We start from the raw sequence: 23,279 nt of genomic DNA on the forward strand, positions 1-23,279 counted from the left end.
GACAGGAGGCGCACGCCGTCGCCGCCGAGATCACGGCCCTGGGCCGGCGCGCCGTCACGCTGCACTGCGACCTGTCGGACGAGGCGGCCGTGCGCACACTGTTGCCGCGCGCAGTCGCCGCGCTGGGCGCCGTGCACTGCGTGGTCAACAATGCTTCGCTGTTCGAGTACGACAGCGCCGCGGATTTCAGCACCGCCCGGCTGGATCAGCACATGCACGCCAACGTGGCCGCCCCCATCCTGCTGGCGCAGGCGCTGCACGCGGCCACGCCGGACGGCGCGCAGGCCGCCGTCATCAATCTGCTGGACCAGAAGCTGTACAATCTCAATCCGGATTTTTTGTCGTACACCCTGTCCAAGGCTGCGCTGCACACCGCCACCACCATGCTGGCGCAGCAGCTGGCGCCCAGGCTGCGGGTGGTGGGCGTGGCGCCCGGCATCACCATGCTGTCCGGCGACCAGACCGAGGCTGGCTTCGTCCACGCCCACCAGCAAACGCCGCTGGGCCGTTCCAGCACCCCCGAGGACATCGCCGACGCCGTGGTGTACGCGGCATCGGCGCGCGCGCTGACCGGCACCACCTTGCTGGTCGACGGCGGCCAGCACCTGCTGCCGCTGCCGCGTGACGTGATGTTCCTCGCTCAATAGCATCTAAGTAGCATTTAAGTAGCATTCAAATCGAAAGAAGGTAATCCGCCATGCTGTCCGCCCTGATACACCCGCAACTGACCGACTGCCGCCGGCTGTTCCTGCGCAATTACGAAGTGATGATCAACATCGGCGTCTACGAGTTCGAGAAAAAGGGCGAGCAGCGTCTGCTCATCAACGTCGACCTCTACATCCCGCTGGCCGTGTCCTCGCCCAAGCACGACCAGCTGGAGGAAGTGGTGGACTACGATTTCATCCGCAACACCATCGCCGCCCGCATGGCGCGCGGCCACGTGCAGCTGCAGGAAACCCTGTGCGACGACATCGTGCGCGAAATGCTGGCCCACCCCAGCGTGCGCGCCGCCTGTGTCTCGACCATGAAGCCGGACGTCTACCCGGACTGCGAAGGCGTGGGCGTGGAAGTATTCAAAATCAAGGAACCAGCATGAACGCAGTCATCGACAACATCAAGGCCGCCGAAAAAATCGCCCACGAGAACAACAAGCTGCACAAGCGCCTGTGCCGCCTGGTGGGCCAGGCCATCGGCGATTTCAACATGATCGAGGATGGCGACAAGGTGATGGTCTGCCTGTCCGGCGGCAAGGACTCGTACGCCCTGCTCGACATCCTGATGACGCTGCGCGAGCGCGCGCCGATTCACTTCGAGATCGTCGCCGTCAACCTGGACCAGAAGCAGCCGAACTTCCCGGCCGAGGTGCTGCCGGCCTACCTGGAAAAGCTGGGCGTGCCCTTCCACATCGAAAACCAGGACACCTACAGCATCGTCAAGCGCCTGATCCCGGAAGGCAAAACCACCTGCTCGCTATGCTCGCGCCTGCGCCGCGGCATCCTGTACCGCGTGGCCGATGAACTGGGTTGCAACAAGATCGCCCTCGGCCACCACCGCGACGACATTCTTGAAACCTTCTTCCTCAACATGTTCTTCGGCGGGAAAATCAAGGGCATGCCGGCCAAACTGGTGTCGGACGACGGCAAGCACATGGTGATCCGCCCGCTGGCCTACGTGAAGGAAGAAGACACCGAGCGTTATGCCGAGGTGAAGCACTTCCCCATCATCCCGTGCGACCTGTGCGGCTCGCAGGAAAACCTGCAGCGCAAGCAGATCAAGGCCATGATGCGCGACTGGGAAAAGAAATTCCCGGGCCGTGTGGAGAACATCTTCTCGTCGCTGTCGACGGTGGTGCCGTCGCACCTGATGGACCGCGACCTGTTCGGCTTCCGCGACATCAAGGCCGACGGCGTCGCCAATCCGCTGGGCGACATCGCCTTCGACGAGGAGCCCTGCTCCACGCCGGCCACGGTTCCGGGTATCATTCCGCTGCAGCGCGGAGAATAGGTCTTCCCTCGTCCCCCGGCTAGGAAGCGTCTCCGTGACCTCAACGTAAAGGAGAACCTATGAGTATCAAAGTCGAAAACCGACCCTTTAATGCAAGTGAATCGCTGGCGGCCAGGTTCCCGCCGGGTTCGAAGGGCACCACCGCCGGCGCTACTTTCGGCGCCGTGCTGAACACCGCGCAGACGCAGCAGTCGGAGGCTTCGCAGGAGCTGGAAAAGTACCTGAAGATGACGCCCGAGGAGCGCATGGCGTCGGCGATGCGCAAGCAGCTCGGCATCACCGACGACCAGTACAACGCCATGTCGCCCGAGCAGAAAAAAGCGGTCGACGAAAAAATCGCCCAGATGATCAAACAGAAGATGCAGGAAGAGATGGCGGCCAAGCAGCACGACGGGACCGGCTACCTGCAATCCGGCATCTCGCTGTAAAAAAGTGGCCTCTTCGCGAGGCCATTTTCTTTAGAACTTCTGCGCCGTGCGCATCACCGGATACAGGTTGTAGCGCTCATCCCACGACGCATGGCGGCGCGCGAAGAATTCCAGCCGCTTGGCCGGGCTCTGGTTGAATTCCGGATCGCTGTCCAGCTTCTTCTGGAACTCGGCGCGCAGGGCCGGATCGCCTTGCAGCTGGTCGCGCGCCACTTCCTCCGCCACGTAGTCCTCCATGTACTCCTTGCGCTCGAAGGCGTTATTGAACTCGCCCCAGGCCAGCAGGCCATCGGCGCCGCGCGGCTCCAGCATGGTCATCACCAGGCGCGCCTTCGGCTGCGCGATCGGCACGAACAGCGCGCCCTTGCTGACGGCGCGGCGCTCGCGGCCCCAGTCGCCCTCCACCGCCAGCGACTGATGGCCTTCGAACGGCTGCGCGCCGAACTTCACCTTGGACGCACGGAAGGTTTCCACCTCGGCCGACATCTGATCGTCCTTGATGGTCTTGAATTCGATGCCGTGCTGTTTCAGCTTGGCGCCCACCCACGCGGCCTGCGCCAGCGGCACGATGTAGCCGCCCAGCGGCGCCTTCACCTTGAGGTCCGGCACCACCTCGTCGCGCAGCGGCACGGTCCACATCTGCGGCTTGCTCTCGTCGTAGCGCGTCCACAGGCCGCCCGAGATGTCCGAATGTTCGCGCGTGTATTCATAGCCGGGGAACTGGATGGTTTTGGCGTTGAAGGTGGTGCGGTAACTGAGCGGGAACTCGCTGCCGCCCAGGCCCAGCGCGCGCGCATCGGCCTCCTGCGCCAGCTTTTGCCACGCCTTGCCGTGCTGCGCCACCTGGTTCAGCAGCGAGACGATGGTGTTGTGGGTGATGCGCACGCGGGTCGGGTAATCCTTCCACGAGTGGGTTTCCACCAGCATGGCGAAGCGGTTGCGCATCGGGAAGTAGCCGGTCGAGAAGCGCGGCGTCGACATGCTGTCGACAAAGCCGGAGGCCGGATCGTCTTCCTTGGCGAACGAGATGTAGTACGGCTTGGGATCGGAACCCTGCGCCTTGAGGTCGGCCATCACATTGTTCTGCAGCGCGGCGCCGGCCACCTTCAGCGCCTCGTCGCCGCCGTGCACCGGCTCGACCTGGATCGAGACGTCGGGCTGGAACTTGGCGCCGTCGGTCACGTGCAGGTCGACGTAGGCCAGCGGGTCCCAGGCGTTCACCAGCGCCAGCATGGCCTGCATCTCGGGCGCGTCGGCCTTGACGTAATCGCGGTTCAGGTTGTAGTTCTGCGCCGTCGTGCGCCAGCCCATCTCCACCGGACCGCGCTGGTTGGGACGGTTGTTCTTGCCGAAGCGTTCATGGCCGTCGACGTTGAACACCGGGACGAACAACAACACCTGCTTGTCCAGCGCGCCCGGCGCCACCTTGCCCTCCAGCGCCTCGCGCAGCGCCAGGAAGCCGGCGTCCTTGCCGTCGATCTCGCCGGCGTGGATGCCGCCCTGGATCAGCATCACCGGCAGGCCCTTTTTCTTCGCCTCGGCGGCGCTCAGCGCGCCGCTGCGCGAGACGGCCAGCGCCAGCATCGGCCGGCCTTCCGGCGTGCGGCCGAATTCGAAGCAGCGCACCTGCTTCGGATAGGCTTTCTGGAACTGGGCGCACAGCGCGATCACCTCCTCGTAGCGGCCGGTGCTCTGGAAGCCGGAGCGTTCGGAGACGGTGGTCAGCGGCGCGGCGGCCGGGGCGGCGTGGACCAGCGGCGCGCTGGCGGCAAGGGCGAGCAATACGGCGGAACGGATCATGTGAGCTTCCAACAAAAGGTGATCGAAAATTATAGTCTGCTTACTGGCGCAGGCGGATGGATATCTGCTTGCCTTCCGGCCGCTCGACTTCCAGCGGGCCGTTGACGGTGACCCCGTTCAGCCGCCGGTTCCCCATCGGTACCGCCGGACACATGCCGGTGACGTGATAGCGCAGCGCCGCCGACAGCAGCCCTTCGTTGACGTCGCCCAGCTCGTGGTTCAAGTCATCGACTCCTCTGCAGGTGGGGGCGAAACCGTCGGCATAATCACCGTAGCCCTTGTTGTTGGTGCCCTGCGTCTCGATGGCGAAATAGGTGGTGCCGCAGTTCGGCGCCGGCGTGAACGCATAGGGCTTGCCGCAGGTATCGCCGCCGATCAGCGTGACCTCGATATCGATGCCGCGCAAGCCATTGATCACCGACTCGCTGGCCGAGCAGGTGCCGGCCGTGGCCAGTATCGTGACGTGTTTCAGGCCCAGGTAAGGCAGCGGCGTGCCGGTCTTCATCTTCGCCGGCACAAAGCCGTAAGCAGTGGACGAAAACATCTGCGGCGCCGATTCCGGCTGCTTGTCATTGTGCTGCAGCTTTTCGAAGATCTTGTCCTTGCTGGCGTCCGGGCCCGCAATCATGTATGCCAGCTCGGCGGCCAGGCGCACGTAGCCTCCGCCGTTATAGCGCATGTCCAGGATCAGGTCCGACACGCCGGCGCTCCGGAAGCCGTTGAAGGCATCGGCCAGCAGGCTCTCCGCCACGGCGTTCTGGTCGTCGTATTGCAGGTATCCGACCTTGCCCTTCGCCGTCTCCAGCACCTGCGCGCCGTGCACCGGAACCAACGCCAGCCTGGCAGCACTCAGCGTCACCGGCAGCGACACGCCACCGCGCGCCATCACGAATGTATGCGCAACGCCAGCGGTCTGCGGCAGCAGGCCGGCATTGATCACCGCCAGGTCGGCGGCGCTGGTGCCCTGAAGGTTGACGCCATCCACCGACACCACCGTGTCGCCGCGGCGCACGCCCGCGACATCGGCCGGCGAGCCAGGTTCCACCAGCGCCGCCGCCCACACGCGTGGCAGCACACCGGTAGCGGTGCGCGACCAGGTAATACCGTAGCTCAGCGCCACGCCCTCGTTGCTCATGGCGTTCCACACCTCGGTGGGATAGGTGAAGTGGAAGCGGTCCTTGGGACGGCCGGACGCGGTGACGGCCGGGGTCTTGAGCACGTTGAAATAGTCGATCGGCGTCTTGTAGTCCGCCATATTGATGTTGGCCGGGATTTCCTTGTACCAGAGGTAGCTGTCGTCGATGTAGGAACGCATCCAGCGCAACTCGTCGTTCAGCGTGCCCTGGAAATCGAGGTACGGCAGACCGTTCGGCTGCAGGCCGGTGCGCGGATGTTCGCAATGGCCGAACAGCGTGAACCAGTCCGGCCTGGACGGGTCGGTGGCCGGCGGCGTCACCACCGGCGGGTCGACCGGCGTGGTCGGCGGCGTGACCGGTGGCGTCGTCACCGGCGGATCGGCGATGACGGGCGGCGAGCCCTCGACCGGTGCGGAGGAAGAACCGCCGCCGCAGGCGGCAAGCAGCACGGGCAGGACGGCAAACAAGGATAGCAGTCTGGAATTCGGTTTCATCGACGATCAAATCGGGGCCAAGGCGGCCGATTATAAACTTATCAAGCCTGCAAATCCGTGTCATCTTGTAACAACGCCGCGACCCAGTCGGCAAACACCCGCAGGCGCGGCGACGCCATGCGGCCCTGCGGGTACAGCAGCGAGATCGGCATCGGCGTCGGCAGCGTGTCGGCCAGCACCTCGACCAGCGCGCCGCTGCGCAAGTGCTCGCGCACCTGGTAGCGCGCCGCCTGCGACAGGCCCAGCCCCTGCAGCGCGCAGGCGACGTTGGCCTCGGCGTCGTTGATGGTGATGGCGCTGCGCAGCTCCATCCGCACCACGCTGCCATCGACCACGAAATCCCAATCGTAGGGCCGGCCGGTCAGGCCGGAAAAATGCGAAACGCCGCGGTGCAGGCGCAGGTCGTCCAGCGTGCGCGGCACGCCGTGTTGCGCCAGATACGCCGGCGCGGCGCAGGTGACGAAGCTCATGTTGCCCAGCCGGCGCGCGATCATGGCCGAATCCTGCAGCACGCCGATGCGCAGCGAACAGTCCAGGCCCTCCTCCGTCAGGTCGCGCACCCGTTCGCTCAGGCTGGCCACCAGGTCCACTTCCGGATACCGCGTGCAGAACTGCGCAATATGCGGCATCACCACATGGCGGCCGAAAGTGCCCGGCAACTCGACGCGCAGCCGTCCGCGCGGCAGGCCGGCGTTGGCGCCGCGGAACGCGCCCTCGGCATCCTCCACCGCCTGCAGGATCTCCAGGCACTTCTGGAAGTAATCGGCGCCATCCTGGGTCAGCGACAGCCGGCGCGTGGTCCGCTGCAGCAGCTGCGTGCCGAGGAAGGCTTCCAGCTTCTTGATGGTGGCGGTGAGCGCGGCGCGCGGCAGGTCCAGCGTCTCGGCGGCCTTGGTGTAGCTGTTGGCCTCGACGATGCGGACGAAGGTCTGCATGGCTTTCAGACGGTCCATAAGCGCTCCATGATTGTTCACATAATGTGAAAAGTATAGGCGCATTATGCCCTAATTATCTTTGGCCGCGTTTTGCCTAAAATTTGTTCATCGCAATCTCTTCGGAGCAACATCATGAACAACACGCAAGAAAAAGACATCAGCCCCGGCATGGTCGGCCTGCTGGCCACCGCCACCGGCCTGATCGTCGCCAGCCTGTACTACGCGCAAACCCTGGTCGGTCCGATCAGCGCCTCCACCGGCCTGTCGCCGCAAGCGGCCGGCCTGATCGTCACCCTGACCCAGATCGGCTACTGTCTCGGCCTGCTGTTCATCGTGCCGCTGGGCGACTTGCTGGAAAACCGCCGCCTGGTATTCACCGGCCTGATCTTCACGTCGGCCATGCTGGTGCTGGCCGCCGTCAGCAGCAGCGCCTGGATGTTCCTGACCGCCGCGCTGGGCATCGGCCTGGGCTCGGTGGCGGCGCAGATCATCGTGCCGTTCGCCGCCCACCTGTCGAAGGAAGCCACGCGCGGCGTCACGGTCGGCAAGGTGGTCAGCGGCCTGCTGCTGGGCATCATGCTGTCGCGCCCCGCCGCCAGCCTGATCGCCGACGCCAGCAACTGGCACGTGGTGTTCGGCGGCGCCGCGGTGATGGTGCTGGTGGTGGCCTTCGTGCTGCGCGCCAAGCTGCCGGTGCGCATGCCCAACCACCACATCAGCTATCCCAAGCTGATGGGTTCGCTGTGGCACCTGTTCCTGCAGACGCCGGTGCTGCGCCGCCGCGCCGCCTATCACGCCGGCCTGTTCGGTTCGTTCAGCCTGTTCTGGACCGTGACGCCGCTGATGCTGTCCGGCCCGCAGTTCCACCTGTCGCAGACCGGCATCGCCATCTTCGCGCTGGTCGGCATGGCCGGCGCGGTGGCTTCGCCGATCGCCGGCAAGCTGGCCGACAAGGGTCACACGCTGATGGCCACCGCCGCCGCGCTGGCGCTGGGTGTGATCGGGTTTGCACTGCCGATGATCGTACCGGGCTCGCGCAACGTCGCCCTGGCGATCCTGGTGATCGCCTCGATCGTGCTGGACATGGGCGTGGCGGCCAACCTGGTGCTGGGCCAGCGCGCCATCTTCACGCTGGGTGCGGAAGTGCGCAGCCGCCTGAATGGCGTCTATTTCGCGCTGTTCTTCGCCGGCGGCGCGGTCGGCTCGGCGCTGGGCGGCTGGATGTTCGCCACCCACGGCTGGCACGCCGCACTGCTGACCGGCATGGCCTTCAACGGCGCGGCGCTGCTGTACTGGGTGACCGAATATCTGGGCCACACCAGCGATCAGCGCAAGCCGGCGGTTTAACCGCCGAAGTGGTAATTCAGCTCGATCCAGCCCTGGCGGCCGACCGGGCTGTAATTACCGACCGGGTAGTAAGGCCAGCCGGCACTGCTGTCCGCCTTGACCTGGTTGAACAGGTTGTTCAGCGCCACCGAGACGGTGGCGCGGTCGTTCAGGCGATACACCACGCTGGCGTTGACCAGGGTGGTCGGCGTCAGGAATGCCTCGCCGGCGGCGTTGGGCGTTTTGCCGTAACGCTGCAGGAACAGGGTATGGGACCATTTGCCGGTATTCCAGGTCAGGCTGGCGTTCAGCTTGTCGCGCCAGTCGTAGTTGGTCAGGTCTGCCAGATCGTCCTTGAGCGGATCGCCGGAAAACTGGCGCGAGTGCTTGTTCAGCGTCTTCGAGTAGTTGGCCTTGGCGATGAAGTTGCCATAGTCCCTGGTGCGGAACACGTACTTGCCGGCGACATCCATGCCATCCACGCTGGTCGCAGCGGCATTGATCGGATTGACCAGGATGGACTTGATCTCGCCCGGACGGTTCAGCGCATTGTCCGGGAAGCGGGTGATGCGCGCAATCGCGTCGGCGCAGGTCGGCGAGCTCAGATCGCCGCCGATGCGGCAGGCCGCTTCGTCGCGCAGCAGCTGGTCGGCATCCAGATTGGTGACCAGGTCGCTGATCTTGATGTTCCAGTAATCGAGCGAGATATCCAGGTCCGCGCTCGGCGACCAGACGATACCGAGGCCGGTCGAGCGCCCCTTCTCCGAACGCAGATCCTTGCTGCCGGTCTGCACGTAATCCGCGCCCGGCGAGTAGTTGGCGAACTCGCAGCCGGCAATCGCCTGGCCGGCCTTGGCGCAGCGGTAGTAATCGGTGCTGGACGAGTAATAGCCGGTGCCGCGCGCCTTGTAGATGTAGTTCATGTCCGGCGCGCGGAAGCTGGTGGCATAGGTGCCGCGCACCAGCAGCTGCTTGAGCGGACGCCATTCGATGCCGCCGTTGTAGGTGAACTTGCCGTCATCGCGGCCGGCGAAGTTGTAGCGGTCATAGCGCCCGGCCAGCGTCGCATCCACGGTTTCGATCACCGGGATGCTGGCTTCCGCGCCCAGCGCGTAGCGCTTGCGGGTGCCGGCCGTCACGTCCGAACCGGTGGCGACATTGAAATAGCCCTGATTGATGCGCGCGTCCGGCTCATTGGAAAAGCCCTGCTTGCCCAGCTCCGCCACCGCCGCCAGCTTCACCGGACCGGCCGGCAGCGTGAACGCTTCACCGTTGGCGGTCAGACTCAGTGTGTTGGTCCACGACTTGTCGTCGCTGACCGAAGCGCCGGTGATGCTGTCGAATTCCTGCGGCGTCAGGCGTTTGGTCAGGCGCGCCGGATCGGGCGCGAAGATCGCCACGCCGTTCTTGTCCACGCCCAGCTGCGGGCCGAGGAAAAAGCTGTCGATATTCGCCAGCGCGCGCGGACGGTGATCCTGGCTGGTGTACAGCGAAGCCGTGTAGCTGGCCTCGTAGTTCCAGGTGGTGCCGGTGATGGCGCCGCGCAGGCCCAGCGAAATCGAGCTGGCCTTGTCGTCCCAATAGCGGTTGTAGCGATCCACGCCGCCCATCTCTTCCGGCGAAATGTAACGGTTCCATGCCTCGTAGGCGCTGGTGTTCTGGTTCCAGAAATAGCTGTCGGTCAGCGAGCGCGACGTCCACGACGGCCCGCGCGTATTGTTGGTGCTGCGGTTCTGGCCATACAGCGCCTCCGCGAACAGCGTGGTGGTCGGCGACAGCTCGTAATTGGCGCTGCCGAACAGATTCTGACTGCTGTTTTTGGTGATGGTGGTCCAGTAGGTCGGGCTGACTTTCGGGCTGGCGCAATAGCTGCCGGTCTTGGATGCATAGCTCACCGTGCTGCCGCCGAACAGATCGCCGATGGCCGCGCAGGCGGCGCCCAGGTCCACGTACTTGCCGGTGCTGACGTTTTTGCGGCCCATCACCGAGGTCGGCGCCACGCCGGTCCTGCTGGCCATGAAGTCGCGGTCGGCGCTCCACAGCGGATCGCGCTCCAACAGCTCGAGGCTGAACAGCGTGTTCAGCTTGTCGAAGCTCTTGCCGCCGGTGATTTGCACCCGCTTGTCGCCGGCGCCGCCGCGCGAGGTCGCACCGGCCTTCAGATTCACATCCAGCCCATCAAACTGCTTCTTCAGAATGATGTTGACCACCCCGGCAATCGCATCCGAGCCGTACACGGCCGAAGCGCCGCCGCTGAGAATCTCGACGCGCTCCACCACGCTCGACGGGATGTTCGCCAGATTGGTGAAATTGACCGTACCGTCGTACGCGATCGGGAAGTCCGCCAGGCGGCGGCCGTTGAGCAGCACCAGCGTATGGTTCGGCCCCAGGCCGCGCAAGCTGATGGCGTTGGCCGACGGCGTAAAGGTATTGCCGTAATCGGCGCCCTGGGTAAAGCCGCTGTTCTGGGTCTGATTGCTCAGCGCATCGAAAACGTTACGGAAGCCCTGTTTTTCCAGGTCATCGGCGGTCAGCACCGTCACCGCCGACGGGCCTTCCAGACTGGCGCGCGGGATACGCGAGCCGGTGATCACCACCGCGGGCGGCGTAGTGGCCGCCGCATCCTGAGCCAGCGCCACGGTAGGGGCGGCAACGCCGGCCAACAGCGCGATAGCGCCAGCGGCCAACGGGTTCAGCTTACATGTTGTAGGCATTGTAAATATTCCAGCAATGAAAAGGTCGCCACCTTATCAATTCAGGAATAAAAACTGAACGAATGTTTGGTTACATGCTTATGCACTATTTGGGTGCAAAAAAAGAGATCGGGGTCAGAGCCGATATTCGCACATTGGATCGCGCGCGATTCAATGTCCGAATGTCGGCTCTGACCCCGACTTGGTGACTGCCGATCAGGCGGCGTGCGGTTCCGGTGACGGCGCCGGGGCTGGCGTTGGTTTGCCAAAGTTGGCCAGCAAGGCAGCTTCCTTCTGTTTGGCCGCCTTCAGGTGCCGCTCCTTGACGTGGCCGTAGCCGCGGATGTCTTCCGGGATGCTGGCGATGGCGACCGCCTGCGCCAGGTTGTCCGCCGTCAGCTTGGGCAGCAGGCCGGCGATGGTCTGGCGGTATTCGGCGATCAGCGCGCGCTCCATCTTGCGCTCCGCGGTGCGGCCGAACGGGTCCAGCGGCGTGCCGCGCAGGCCCTTGAATTTGGCCAGCACGCCGAAGGCTTTCATCATCCACGGTCCGTACTGCTTCTTGATCAGGTGCCCCTGGGCGTCGGTCCTGGCAAAGATCGGCGGCGCCAGGTGGAACTTCAGCTGGATGTCGCCTTCGAACATGCCGGCGATCTTCTGCTGGAATGCGCCATCCGTGTACAGGCGGGCGACTTCGTATTCATCCTTGTACGCCATCAGCTTGTAGTAGTAACGCGCCACCGCTTCGGTCAGGCGGGTGCCCTTGCCCAATTTGGCCTCGGCCGCGCCGACTTCATCGACAAACGATTTATACTGTTTGGCATAATCGCTGTTCTGGTAGGCCGTCAGCAATTCGATGCGCTTGGCGACGATGTCGTCCAGCGTCTGGATGCGTTTGAATTCGATCACCTTGGCCGGCGTGGTCAGCCTGGTCACCGATGCCAGGTCGTGCGCGGCGGTGCGGCCCCAGTTGAAGGCCGCCTTGTTGAACGCGACCGATACGCCATTCAGTTCGATCGCCTTCATCAGCGCCGCTTCGCTCAGCGGCACGTGGCCCTTTTGGAAGGCATAGCCCAGCATGAACATGTTGGTGGCGATCGAGTCGCCCATCAGCGCGGTGGCGATCTGGCCGGCGTCGACAAAGGCGACGTTCTCATTGCCGCAGGCGCGGACGATTTCGCCGCGCGAGCCGGCGTCCGGGAATTGCCAGTTCGGGTTCTTCACGAACGCCGCGGTGGTGGCGCCGCTGGAATTGATCATCGCGTGCGTGCGGCCTTCGCCCATGCGCGACAGGGCGTCGCGCGAGGCGGTCACGATCAGGTCACAGCCGATCACCAGGTCGGCGCTGCCGGTGCCGACGCGGGTCGAGTGCAGGTCGCTCTGGTGGTCCGCCAGGCGCACGTGCGACATGACCGGGCCGCCCTTCTGCGCCAGGCCGCTCATGTCCAGCACGATGGCGCCCTTGTTCTCAACGTGCGCCGCCATGGCCAGGATCTGGCCGACGGTCACCACGCCGGTGCCGCCGATGCCGGTGATCAGGATGCCGTACGGCTGCGCCGTCGAAGGCAGCGCCGGCGCAGGCAAGACCGGCATCGGCGTATCACCGACGGCGGCTTTCTTCGGCTTCTTCAGCGCGCCGCCTTCCACCGTGACGAAGCTCGGGCAAAAACCGGTGGTGCACGAGAAGTCCTTGTTGCAGGAGGACTGGTTGATCTGGCGCTTGCGGCCCAGGTCCGTCTCCAGCGGCTCCACCGACAGGCAGTTCGACTGCACCGAGCAGTCGCCGCAGCCTTCGCACACGGCTTCGTTGATCACGGCGCGCTTGGCCGGATCGGGGTATTCGTTGCGCTTGCGGCGGCGGCGCTTTTCCGACGCGCAGGTCTGGTCGTAAATCATGGCCGACACGCCCGGCTTGTCGCGCAGTTCGCGCTGCACGTCCATCAGTTCGCTGCGGTGGCGCACGGTGACGCCCGGCGCCCAGTTGTAATCGGACGGGTATTTTTCCGGCTCGTCGGTCACCACGATGATCGGCGACACGCCTTCCGCCGCGATCTGGCGCGAGATCATGCCCGGGTCCAGCGGACCGTCGAAGGTCTGGCCGCCGGTCATGGCCACTGCGTCGTTGAACAGGATCTTGTAGGTGATGTTGACCTTGGCCGCCACCGCCGCGCGGATCGCCAGTATGCCCGAGTGGAAGTAGGTGCCGTCGCCAAGGTTGGTGAACACGTGCTTCTCGTTGGTGAACGGCGCCTGACCGACCCAGGTGACGCCTTCCGCGCCCATGTGGGTGAAGGTCGAGGTTTCGCGGTCCATCCACAGTACCATGTAGTGGCAGCCGATGCCGGCCAGCGCGCGCGAACCTTCCGGCACCTTGGTCGAGGAGTTGTGCGGGCAGCCGGAGCAGAAATACGGGATACGGTCGGTCTCCGGATTGGCTTTTACCGGCAGCGACTTCAGCGCCGCTTCCTTCGCTTCCAGATAGGCGATACGCTCCTGCACGCGCTTGGCCACCGGATGGCCGTCGCAGTAGTGGGCGATGCGCGAGGCGATCGCGCGCGCGATCTGCGCCGGGTTCAGTTCATAGGTGGCGGGCAGCAGCCAGTCGCCGTGGCCGGTCTTGCCGTGGTTGCTCCATTCGCCGGTGTCGTCGAACTTGCCGACCACGCGCGGACGCTGGGCGTCAGGCAGGTTATACAACTCTTCCTTCAGCGCGTATTCGAGAATCTGGCGCTTCTCCTCCACCACCAGGATCTCGTCCAGGCCCTTGGCGAATTCGTGCACGCCGTCCGCTTCCAGCGGCCAGGTCATGCCGATCTTGTACAGACGGATACCGATGTCGGCCGCGGCCTGCTCGTCGATGCCCAGGTCGGCCAGCGCCTGGCGCGTGTCCAGGTAGGATTTGCCGGCGGTGATGATGCCGATCTTCGGCTTGGGCGAATCCCAGATGATCTTGTTCAGCTTATTCGCGCGGCAGTAGGCCAGCGCGGCGTACCACTTGTAGCTGTTCATGCGGACTTCCATGTCCAGCACCGTGTCCGGCCAGCGGATATTCAGGCCGCCCGGCGGCAGTTCGAAGTCGGTCGGCAGCTGGATCTGCACGCGGTCCGGATCGAAGTCCACCACCGCGCCCGATTCGATGATATCGGTCACGCACTTCATCGACACCCACAGGCCGGTGTAGCGGCTCATGGCCCAGGCATGCAGACCGTAGTCGATGTATTCCTGCACCGACGACGGATACAGCACCGGAATGCCGCAGGCGTTCAGGATGTGGTCCGACTGGTGCGCGGTCGAAGATGATTTGGCCGCGTGGTCGTCGCCGGCCAACACCAGCACGCCGCCATGTTTGGCGGAGCCGGCGTTGTTGGCATGCTTGAAGACGTCGCCGCAGCGGTCCACTCCCGGGCCTTTGCCGTACCACATCGAGAAGACGCCATCGTACTTGGCGTCCTTGAACAGATTGGTCTGCTGGGTGCCCCAGACGGCGGTCGCCGCCAGGTCTTCATTCATCCCGGGATGGAACTTGACGTGATGTTCGTCGAGGTATTTCTTGGCCTTCACCGCCGTCATGTCGACGCTGGTGACAGGCGAACCGCGGTAGCCGGTGATGTAGCCCGCGGTATTCAGGCCCGCTTTCAGATCGCGCTCGCGCTGCAGCATCGGCAGGCGGATCAGCGCCTGGGTGCCGGTCATGAAGGCGCGGCCACGCTCCAGCGTCCATTTGTCGTCGAGGGTGATTTCTTCCGTATTGATGGACGGATCTAGCAGCAAACCCTTGTGAGGTGCATTCATTGGTGTCTCCAGAATTCTCGAATACTCGGCGGCACTGCCGGGTAGGCGCTGCCGCTTGCGTGCCGGTGCTCAGTCTGTCGCTTTGCTACCGGCTTTGGTACTACTCTACTCCTTAAGCGGGAACCTTGTTCGGGTCCTGCAGAACGCCACGCTTGATCTGATCCAGCTCGATCGACTCGAACAGCGCGCGGAAGTTGCCTTCGCCGAAGCCCTGGTCGCCCTTGCGCTGGATGATCTCGAAGAAGATCGGGCCGATCACGTTTTGGGTGAAGATCTGCAGCAGCAGTTCGCGCTCGTCGCCGTTGGTGTGGCCGTCGATCAGGATGCGCAGGCGGCGCAGCTCTTCCAGGCGCTCGCCGTGGTTCGGCAGGCGGCGGTTCACCAGCTCATAATAGGTCTCGATGGTATCCTGGAACTGGATGCCATCGTTCTTCATGCCTTCCACCGAGGTGTAGACGTCGTCGGTGCCCAGCGCGATGTGCTGGATGCCTTCGCCATGGTACTCGTCCAGGTATTCGGCGATCTGCGATTTGTCGTCCGACGATTCGTTGATCGGGATGCGCACCTTGCCGCAGGGGGAAGTCATGGCCTTCGACTTCAGACCGGTCAGCTTGCCCTCGATGTCGAAGTAGCGCACTTCGCGGAAGTTGAACATCTTCTCGTAGAAGTCGGCCCATTCCTTCATGCGGCCGCGGTGCACGTTGTTGGTCAGGTGGTCGATATACGTCAGACCATGGCCGACCGGATTCGGATTGGCGCCGGGGATGGCGACGAAGTCCACGTCATAGATGCTGATGTCGCCGATGCCGCCCGGCTGCACGCCGTTCTTGCCGCGCCAGCGGTCGACCAGGTAGATCAGCGAATCGCCCACGCCCTTGATGGCGGGGATGTTCAGTTCCATCGGGCCGGTCTTGTTGTCGAAGCCCCAGGCGCCCTTTTCCAGCATGGCCTTGTAAGCCAGGCCGGCATCCTGCACGCGGATGCCGATCGCGCATACGGACGGGCCGTGCTGGCGCGCGAAGCGCTGGGCAAACGAATCCTGCTCGGCGTTGATGATGAAATTGATGTCGCCCTGGCGGTACAGGGTCACGTCCTTGTGGCGGTGGCGGGCGATGGCGGTAAAGCCCATGCTCTCGAACAGCGCGCCGAGGGCTTTCGGATCGGGGGCGGCGTACTCGACGAACTCGAAGCCGTCGGTGCCCATCGGGTTGTCCCATGGCTGAAATTGCATGCGTGTCTCCTTATGGCGAATAGCGCACAGTATAGACCCGTCCCGCCAGCATTAAATTGCCAACAATTCCCCATGCTTCCGGTTTTGAGCAATAATATTGCCTTAATCAAGAATAATCGAGGAATTTATGACCAAGATCGCGCTGGACAAAACCGACCGCAAGATTCTGTCCATTTTGCAGGCCGACGGTCGCCTGTCGAACCAGGACGTGGCCGAGCAGGTCGCCCTGTCGCCATCGCCGTGCCTGCGCCGCATCAAGCGCCTGGAAGAAGCCGGGGTAATCCGCCAGTACGTGGCGCTGCTGGACCCGGACAAGATCGGCCTGGGCCTGCTGGCCTATGTGAACGTGCGGCTGGAGAAGCACAGCGAGGCGGCGGCGCACAGCAACGCGCGCGCGCTGGGCGCCGCCAACGCGCCGCCGTCGCCGCGCGCCGACTTCGCCGATTCGGTGGCGCAGTGGCCGGAGGTGGTGGCCTGCTACGCCATGACCGGCGAGATGGACTATCTGCTGCGCGTGCACGTGGAAGACATGGACCACTTCTCGCGCTTCATGATGGCGACGCTGCTGCGTCATCCCGCGGTGCTGGATGTGAAATCCTCCTTCGCCCTGCAGCGCATCAAGGACACCACCGCGCTGCCGCTGGTGTGATCTGGTGTGATCTGGTGTGATCACCAGAGTTTAGCCAGCGGCAGCACCACGCCGCTGAACAGCGACCAATCCTGCGAGGCCGAGGTGAGCCCGCGCGCCGCGCCGAAGTCGATCACCAGGTTCTTGTTGACGCTATAGGTGGCGGCCAGCAGCAGCTGGGCGGTGTTGGGCTGCTGGCGCACGTGGGTACCGGACAGTTCGCCGATCAGGCCCCAGCGCTCGCCCGTCGGCACGGAGAACGAAGTCGCCCAACCGGTCTGCGCCCGGCCGCTGTCCGGCTGTGCGCCGCCCAGCCGCGTGACATTCAGATTGGCGTCCATGTGCACCGCGCCCAGGTCCTGGCTGTAGATGCCGTTCAGCGTGTAGTCGGGGTGACCGCTGCCGATGGTGTCTTTCGCCGTCGGAATTTTCGCGCCCAGCTCCAGGCCGAAGGCGGTGGCGCTGTCGATCACGAAGGCGCGCTTCAGCACCAGTGTGGTGTCGCCGACGCCGCGCTGGCGCGGGCCGCCGTCAACCCGCTCGGAGACGTAGCCCTCTCCGCCCAACAGCACGCCCCACTGTTCGTTGAACGCCAGCTTGAAGGTATATGGCAGGCTGGCGCGCCGGTCACCATCCGCCTTGCTCCCCAGGTAGCCGGTTTCGAATTCCAGCTGCCCCGGCGTGGGCAGCTGCGCCGGACTGGAGACCGACGGGCGATAAGGCGTGACGCCATCATCCTGCGCGTGCGATGCCGCCGACACGGCGGCCAGCAGCAGCATCAAGTTCAATTTTTTCATCATCCGATTATTTTCTCAGAAAATAAATCGCCGGCGTGCCGTTCGTTTCATCTTGTCACGTGCATTTCACAATCCATCCCTAGAATCCGCGCTTCTCGCCCAGTGAGGCATCATTTCTAGCAAGGGGAAATTGTGACAAAGACCATCATCGCACGCGCCTTGCGCACTGCATTCCAGGGCGGCGCCATCGCGCTGTTCACCGTCGCGGCGCCGCCGCTGCATGCCGAGGAAGCCGCACCGGCCGCGGTTCCACCGGCCGATGCGCCGGGCGACACCGTGATCGTCACCGGCACCGCCGGCAAACGCAGCAAGGTCAAGGCCAGCTTCTCCATCACCACCATCGGCGAAGAGACTCTGCGCATGCAGGCCCCGACCTCCGTGACCGAGGCGCTGAAATCCGTGCCCGGCTTCTGGGTCGAATCCTCGGGCGGCGAGGCATCCGGCAATATCCGCGCGCGCGGCATTCCGGTCGATGGTTTCGGCTCCGTCACCCTGCTGGAAGATGGCGTGCCGGTGCAGCACGATCCATCGCTGGGCTATCTGAACGCCGACCAGGCCTTCCGCCTCGACGAGACCATCGACCGCATCGAGGTGGTGCGCGGCGGGCCATCGTCCGTGTTCTACACCAACGCGCCGGCCGGTGCGATCAACTTCCTGTCGCGCGAGATCGGCGATCATCCGAATGGCCTGGTCAAGGTGACCATCGGCGATTACGGCCTGCGCCGCACCGATTTCTGGTACGCCACGCCGTTGAAAGACGGCTGGGGCGTCGGCATCGGCGGTTTCTATCGCGAAGACAACGGCATCCGCGACCCCGGCTACAAGGCCGACAAGGGCGGCCAGTTGCGTCTGAAGCTGACCAGGGAAATCGATCATGGCCGCATCACCATCGACGCCAAGCACCTCGACGATAAGGTGGCGCTGTTCCTGTCGGTACCGATGCGTACCTACGCCGACGGCGAAATCCGCGCCGTCCCTGGCTTCGACGGCAACTACGGCACCGTGGCCGGACCCGAGACCGAGCATGTGCAGATGAAGATGGGGAACGGCCAGCTGTACGACTTCAATAACGATGACGGCACCCACGTGCGCCGCAACCAGCTCACCTTCAACCTCGAAAAGGATCTGGGCGGCGACTGGAAACTGAACGAGTCGCTGCGCTATTCCAAGACCGAGACGCAGCGTAACGGCGTGTTCGCCAATCAGTTGTTGAGCACCGACGCCTTCCTCAAGCAATCGGCAGCGCTGCTGTCCTACGTGCCGGGCGCCAGCAAGCTCGCCCTGCAGTACAGCAGCAAGCCGGGCACCAACTTCACGCCGGACAACGGTCTGCTGATCGTCGGCGGCCTGCGCGGCGTGACGCTGCCGCTCGAAGAAGCCGTCAACGACACCCGTCTGTCGCGCAAGTTCGTGCTGGGCGACCAAAGCCACGACGTCACCTTCGGCTACTACTACGCTCACTTCAACCAGGCCTTCAGCCGCTACTCGTCCAGTGTGCTGCTGGGCGCACAAAGCCAGGCGCCGCTGATCGACCTGGTGGGCACGGACGCCAGCGGCAAGGTGCTGGGCAGCGTTACCGACCATGGCATCTACAACTACGGCTACGAGTCGGAAAACGCCAACGGTACATCCAAAACCAACGCCGTGTATCTGGCCGATGAATGGCAGCTCACGCCGCAACTGCGCCTGGATGGCGGCCTGCGCTGGGAAGAGGTCAACACCAGCGGCCGCACCGAGCGCCAGGCCAACGTCAACCTCGGCACCTTCGCCACCTCCAAGATCCGCACCGGCACCGGCGTGTTCGACTACTACGACCACACCTTCAACAAAACCGGCTGGACCCTGGGAGCCAACTACCAGCTGACCAAGGACGCGGGCGTGTTCGGCCGCTGGACCAAGGCTTTCCGCCTGCCGAATCTGAGCTCCTACATCACCAGCCCGACCGCGACGCCGGTGATCCAGACCATGGACCTGGGCGAAGTCGGCTACAAGTACGCCAGCCGCATGTTGGAACTGTATCCGACCGTGTTCTACTCGAAGTACAACAATGTCTCCTACACCAACAACGTATTCAACCTGGATAACACCCAGTCTTCGACCACCACCGGTTACGCCTCGACCCGCACCTGGGGTACCGAGATCGAAGGCAAGCTGCGTCCTGTGGAATGGGGTGACCTGGGCTTCAACATCACCTGGCAAGACCCGCAGTACCGCGACCTGGCTTACACCGACAAGGTCAACAACCTGCCGGTGCAGCGCAACTACAGCGGCAATCAGCTGATCCGCGTGCCGAAGGTAAGCTACCGCCTGGTGCCGGGCCTGAACCTGATGGGCGACGCGCTGCGCCTGCAGCTGTCGTACGAGTATGAAGGCGCGCGTTTCGTCGACTCGGCCAACTCGGTGCGTCTGCCATCGTACAAGGTGCTGAACTTCTCGGCGCGCTACAGCATCACGCCGACGCTGACCGCTTACGCCTACGTCGACAACATCAACAACTCGCAGGGTCTGACCGAAGGCAATCCGCGCGCCGGCGAGCTGGCCAGCGCCGATGCGGGTGCGAATACCTTCCTGGCGCGTCCGGTGCTGGGCCGTTCGGTGCGGGGCGCGTTGAAATATGACTTCTAAGCGCATGGCCTTATTGGCTCTGGTATTCGGCGCGGCCGTCGGAGCCATCGCAAGCCCGGCCAGCGCCGACGTCGTGGCTACAGCCGCTGGCACCGTCGCAGCCGGCACCAAAGCCGCGGAACCGGATCTGGTCCTGCGCGGCGTGCTGACCGGCGCCGACCACCACACCTACCGCAGCGTGCCGTTCACGGTGCCCGAGGGTGTCGAGCGTGTGACCATCACCTTCGACTACACCGGCAAGGAAGAGCACAGCGTTATCGATCTGGGCCTGCTCGGCCCGGACGGCGCGCTGCGTGGCTGGAGCGGCGGCAGCAAGCGCCTGTTCACGGTCAGCAGTGTCGATGCGACGCCATCGTTCATTCCTGCACCAGTGGCACCCGGTCAATGGGCACTGCTGCTTGGCGTACCCAATCTGCGCAAGACGGCGGAAGCCAGCTACACGGCACAGGTCTACTTCTCGCGCAGCCTGGCGGCGGCTGACGAACCGCCACCATTGCGTGTGCCGGTGCGCAGCGGCGCGGCATGGTATCGCGGCGACCTGCACATGCACACCGGGCACAGCGACGGCAGCTGCGTCAACCAGAGCAGCGTTTCGGTGCCCTGTCCGCTGTTCCTGACGGTGCAGGCGGCCGCCGAGCGCAAGCTGGATTTCATCGCCGTCACGGAGCACAACACCGTATCGCATGCCTCGGAACTGCGCGAGCTGCAGCCCTACTTCAGCAAGATGCTGCTGATGCCGGGCCGCGAGATCACCACCTTCTCAGGTCACGCCAATATGTTCGGCACCCTGGCGCCGCTGGACTTCCGCGTCGCCGCCACGCCGGATGGCTGGAACCGCATGCTGGACCAGGCGGCGACACTGGGCGGACTGGTATCGATCAATCACGCCAACCGCCCTTCCGGCGAGGCGTGCATGGGCTGTGGCTGGACCAACGATGCCGACATCGCCAAGGTGCAGGCAATCGAAGCGGTCAACGGCACGGATGCGGACACGCTGCTGTCGTCCATCCCGTTCTGGCAAGCGCAATTGCAGCGCGGCCTGCATCCGACGCTGATCGGCGGCAGCGATGACCACCGCGCCGCCCGTGGCGATACGCCGGTCGGCACGCCGACCACCGTGGTGTACGCGCCGGAGCTGACGCAAACCGCGATCCTGGACGGCATCCGCGCCGGCCACGTGTTCGTCGACATCGCCGGCAACGGCAGCCGTCTGCTGGAACTGAATGCCGAAACCGGCGGCAGGCAGGCGATGATGGGCGACTCCCTGGCTGCCCCTGGCGGACTGACGGTGCAGTTCAAGCTACACGTGGCGCAGGCCGACGGCGCCACGATCAAGCTGGTGATGGATGGTGCGGAGGCCGATCTGCTGCCCGCGCGCGATGTCGATGGCGACGATGTGCAGCGTAGCTTCAACTGGATCAGCGACGGCAAGCCGCATTGGCTGCGCGCCGAAGTGCGCGACGCGCGCGGCCATCTGCTCCTGCTGGGTAATCCCGTCTATCTCAACCGTTAAGACGACACGTGACGCGCCAGATGCTGCACAAACGGCTCTGGCGCGAGGAAGCCGATGATGCGGCTGTTCGGAATCTCCTTGCCGCCGTTGAACAGGATGATCCCCGGCGGACCGAACAGGCCGAAGCGCTTCATCAGCGCCTTGTCGTCGGCATTGTTGGCGGTGACGTCCACCTGCAGCAGCTTCACCTGCTTCAGCTTACCGGCGACGGCAGGCTTGGAGAAGGTGAAACGCTCCATCTCCTTGCACGACACGCACCAGTCGGCGTAAAAGTCCAGCATCACCGGCGTGCTGCTGGAAGCGAGTATCCGATCCAGTTCCGCACCGGTCTTGATGCGCGCAAAGCGCACTTCGCCCGCCTCGCCGGCTTCGGGCTGTCCCGTGCGGGCGGCCGCAAGGCTCAGATGCCCCAGCGGTTGCAGCACATCGTGACCGGAACTGGCTGCGCCCGTCAGTTCGAACAGACCGGCGATCAGGAAAGCCAGGCCCAGCGTCTTGCCGGCATAGCTGCGCAGACCGGCGCCGGCGGGTATCGCTTCGAACACGTGCAGGAACATCGCGCACAACAGCGCAAACACGCCCCACAAGGCCATGGCGACCGTGACCGGGAACACCGGCGCCACCATCCAGATCGCGACGGCGATCAGCAGCAGGCCGAAGATCTTTTTCACGTTGTTCATCCAGGCGCCGGCACGCGGCAGCAGGCTGCCGGCGGAGACACCGGTCAGCAGCAATGGCACGCTCATGCCGGCCGCCATCGAGAACAACGCCCAGCCGCCGGTCCAGACGTTGCGGGTCTGGCTGATGTAAAGCAGCGCGCCGGCCAGCGGCCCCGCCACGCACGGTCCGACGATCAGCGCGGACAGAGCGCCCATCAGGAACACGCCGGCGAAGCGGCCACCGTTGATGCCGCTGCTGGTCTCGCTCAAGCGGCTTTGCAGGCCGCTCGGCAGCTGCAGCTGGTAGACATCGAACATGGACAGCGCCAGCGCCACCAACAGCGCGCCGAAGGTCAGCAACACCCACGGCTTCTGCAGCGCACCGGCCAAACCCTCGCCCGCCAGACCCGCCGCCACGCCGAGCGAGGTATAGACCAGTGCCATTCCCAGCGAATACGCCAGCGCCAGCGAAAAACCGCGACCGCGCGAGACGTTGCCCTCGCCGACGATAATCGACGACAGGATCGGCACCATCGGCAGCACGCACGGCGTGAACGACAGCAGCAGACCGAAAGCCAGGAAGGCCAGGCCGATGCGCCACGCACTGCCGCTTTGCAGCGTGCGCTGCGCCAGCGAACTGTCGTCTTCGGACGTCACCCCGCCTGCGGCCGACGCTGTGCCGGCGCTCATGTCGCCAAGCGATTCCCCGCCGGCGGCAGCGGAGACCGGGCCGGTGCCGGACGTTGCAGCGCCGGCGGCTGGGTCAGGGGCGGCGACGGGCGTCAGCTTGCCGGGCGCCGACGGGTCGACGCGGTAGCTCTGCATCGCCGGCGAATAGCACAGCCCAGCATCCGCGCAGCCCTGGTAGCCTACCTCCAGCGTGAACGGCGCGCCGGCCGTCACCGGCAGCTTCACCAGCAGGCTGTCCTGATACGTCTCCATCTCCTTGTTGAAGTTGACGTCGAACTTGCGCAGGCCCGCCGGCAGCGCCGGCTGTCCCACCGAGCCTTTGAAGCTGAGCCGGTCACGGTAGAGGTGATAGCCCTTGGCGATCGTCCACGACAGCTTTACCGTATGCGCATCCGCCAGCTCCGCCTGAAGCTGAAACGCCTGATCCGGTTCCAGAAAATCCTCCGCCCTCGCCTCCGCGCCGAAGACGAACGCCATGGCCGCCACCACCAGCGCGGCCAGCACCTTCAACCACTTTTGCACGCTCAT

Annotated in this window: 16 protein-coding genes; 8 read left to right on the forward strand and 8 right to left on the reverse strand. The window is 64.5% G+C overall.

What is annotated here, in order from left to right:
- The 4 genes from E4L98_RS01730 to E4L98_RS01745 form a co-directional block, all read left to right on the forward strand.
- The coding region (locus E4L98_RS01730) for an SDR family oxidoreductase (protein ID WP_135199841.1) at positions 1-647 on the forward strand (647 nt) is incomplete at its 5' end.
- 50 nt (positions 648-697) lie between these two features.
- Positions 698-1,096, forward strand: a complete 399-nt coding sequence (locus tag E4L98_RS01735; protein WP_135199842.1) for a dihydroneopterin aldolase — start codon at positions 698-700, stop codon at positions 1,094-1,096.
- Entirely contained in the window at positions 1,093-2,004 is a 912-nt protein-coding gene (gene ttcA, locus E4L98_RS01740; protein WP_135199843.1) for a tRNA 2-thiocytidine(32) synthetase TtcA, read from the forward strand. The genes E4L98_RS01735 and ttcA overlap by 4 nt, the downstream gene beginning before the upstream one ends.
- Positions 2,005-2,063: 59 nt before the next feature.
- The gene (locus tag E4L98_RS01745) at positions 2,064-2,432 is read left to right on the forward strand and encodes a hypothetical protein (protein ID WP_135199844.1); all 369 of its coding nucleotides are present in this window, start codon (positions 2,064-2,066) and stop codon (positions 2,430-2,432) included.
- 30 nt (positions 2,433-2,462) lie between these two features.
- Here the strand turns inward: E4L98_RS01745 and E4L98_RS01750 are convergent, their stop codons facing one another.
- Genes E4L98_RS01750 through E4L98_RS01760 form a run of 3 tightly spaced genes read right to left on the reverse strand, consistent with a single transcriptional unit; the run spans position 2,463 to position 6,815 of the window.
- Positions 2,463-4,232: a M14 family metallopeptidase gene (locus E4L98_RS01750; RefSeq protein ID WP_135199845.1), complete on the reverse strand. Its 1,770-nt coding sequence runs from the start codon at positions 4,230-4,232 to the stop codon at positions 2,463-2,465.
- 40 nt (positions 4,233-4,272) lie between these two features.
- Entirely contained in the window at positions 4,273-5,862 is a 1,590-nt protein-coding gene (locus E4L98_RS01755) for a S41 family peptidase (protein WP_135199846.1), read from the reverse strand.
- Between the two features lie 41 nt (positions 5,863-5,903).
- Positions 5,904-6,815: a LysR family transcriptional regulator gene (locus E4L98_RS01760; protein ID WP_135199847.1), complete on the reverse strand. Its 912-nt coding sequence runs from the start codon at positions 6,813-6,815 to the stop codon at positions 5,904-5,906.
- Between the two features lie 114 nt (positions 6,816-6,929).
- Between E4L98_RS01760 and E4L98_RS01765 the strand changes: the two genes are divergently transcribed.
- Positions 6,930-8,144 (forward strand): MFS transporter, encoded by a 1,215-nt coding sequence (locus tag E4L98_RS01765; protein WP_135199848.1) that lies wholly within the window; start codon positions 6,930-6,932, stop codon positions 8,142-8,144.
- Here E4L98_RS01765 and E4L98_RS01770 read toward each other — a convergent pair.
- The 3 genes from E4L98_RS01770 to hppD form a co-directional block, all read right to left on the reverse strand.
- On the reverse strand, positions 8,141-10,837 hold the full coding sequence (locus E4L98_RS01770) for a TonB-dependent receptor plug domain-containing protein (RefSeq protein ID WP_167761253.1): 2,697 nt from the start codon (positions 10,835-10,837) through the stop codon (positions 8,141-8,143). The genes E4L98_RS01765 and E4L98_RS01770 overlap by 4 nt on opposite strands.
- A 195-nt stretch (positions 10,838-11,032) precedes the next feature.
- Positions 11,033-14,608, reverse strand: a complete 3,576-nt coding sequence (locus tag E4L98_RS01775; protein WP_135199849.1) for an indolepyruvate ferredoxin oxidoreductase family protein — start codon at positions 14,606-14,608, stop codon at positions 11,033-11,035.
- A 112-nt stretch (positions 14,609-14,720) separates the two neighbouring features.
- Positions 14,721-15,839 (reverse strand): 4-hydroxyphenylpyruvate dioxygenase, encoded by a 1,119-nt coding sequence (hppD, locus tag E4L98_RS01780; RefSeq protein WP_135199850.1) that lies wholly within the window; start codon positions 15,837-15,839, stop codon positions 14,721-14,723.
- A 127-nt stretch (positions 15,840-15,966) separates the two neighbouring features.
- On the opposite strand from hppD, the gene E4L98_RS01785 reads away from it, so the two are divergent.
- Positions 15,967-16,488 carry an Lrp/AsnC family transcriptional regulator gene (locus E4L98_RS01785; RefSeq protein WP_135199851.1) on the forward strand — a complete coding sequence of 174 codons (522 nt, stop codon included), beginning with the start codon at positions 15,967-15,969 and terminating at the stop codon, positions 16,486-16,488.
- A 20-nt stretch (positions 16,489-16,508) separates the two neighbouring features.
- Here the strand turns inward: E4L98_RS01785 and E4L98_RS01790 are convergent, their stop codons facing one another.
- Positions 16,509-17,267, reverse strand: a complete 759-nt coding sequence (locus E4L98_RS01790) for a transporter (protein ID WP_229257193.1) — start codon at positions 17,265-17,267, stop codon at positions 16,509-16,511.
- Positions 17,268-17,396: 129 nt separating this feature from the next.
- On the opposite strand from E4L98_RS01790, the gene E4L98_RS01795 reads away from it, so the two are divergent.
- Both E4L98_RS01795 and E4L98_RS01800 read left to right on the forward strand, forming a co-directional pair.
- Positions 17,397-19,889, forward strand: coding sequence for a TonB-dependent receptor (locus E4L98_RS01795; RefSeq protein WP_205746642.1), 2,493 nt, complete (start codon positions 17,397-17,399; stop codon positions 19,887-19,889).
- Between the two features lie 73 nt (positions 19,890-19,962).
- A complete protein-coding gene (locus tag E4L98_RS01800) occupies positions 19,963-21,402 on the forward strand; it encodes a CehA/McbA family metallohydrolase (protein WP_135199852.1) in 1,440 nt (479 codons plus the stop codon).
- Here E4L98_RS01800 and dsbD read toward each other — a convergent pair.
- Complete coding sequence (dsbD, locus tag E4L98_RS01805) at positions 21,399-23,279, reverse strand: protein-disulfide reductase DsbD (protein ID WP_135199853.1); 1,881 nt, start codon at positions 23,277-23,279, stop codon at positions 21,399-21,401. The two genes, E4L98_RS01800 and dsbD, sit on opposite strands and share 4 nt — an antisense overlap.

Source organism: Duganella callida, from assembly GCF_004614165.1.
Taxonomy (GTDB): domain Bacteria; phylum Pseudomonadota; class Gammaproteobacteria; order Burkholderiales; family Burkholderiaceae_D; genus Rugamonas; species Rugamonas callida.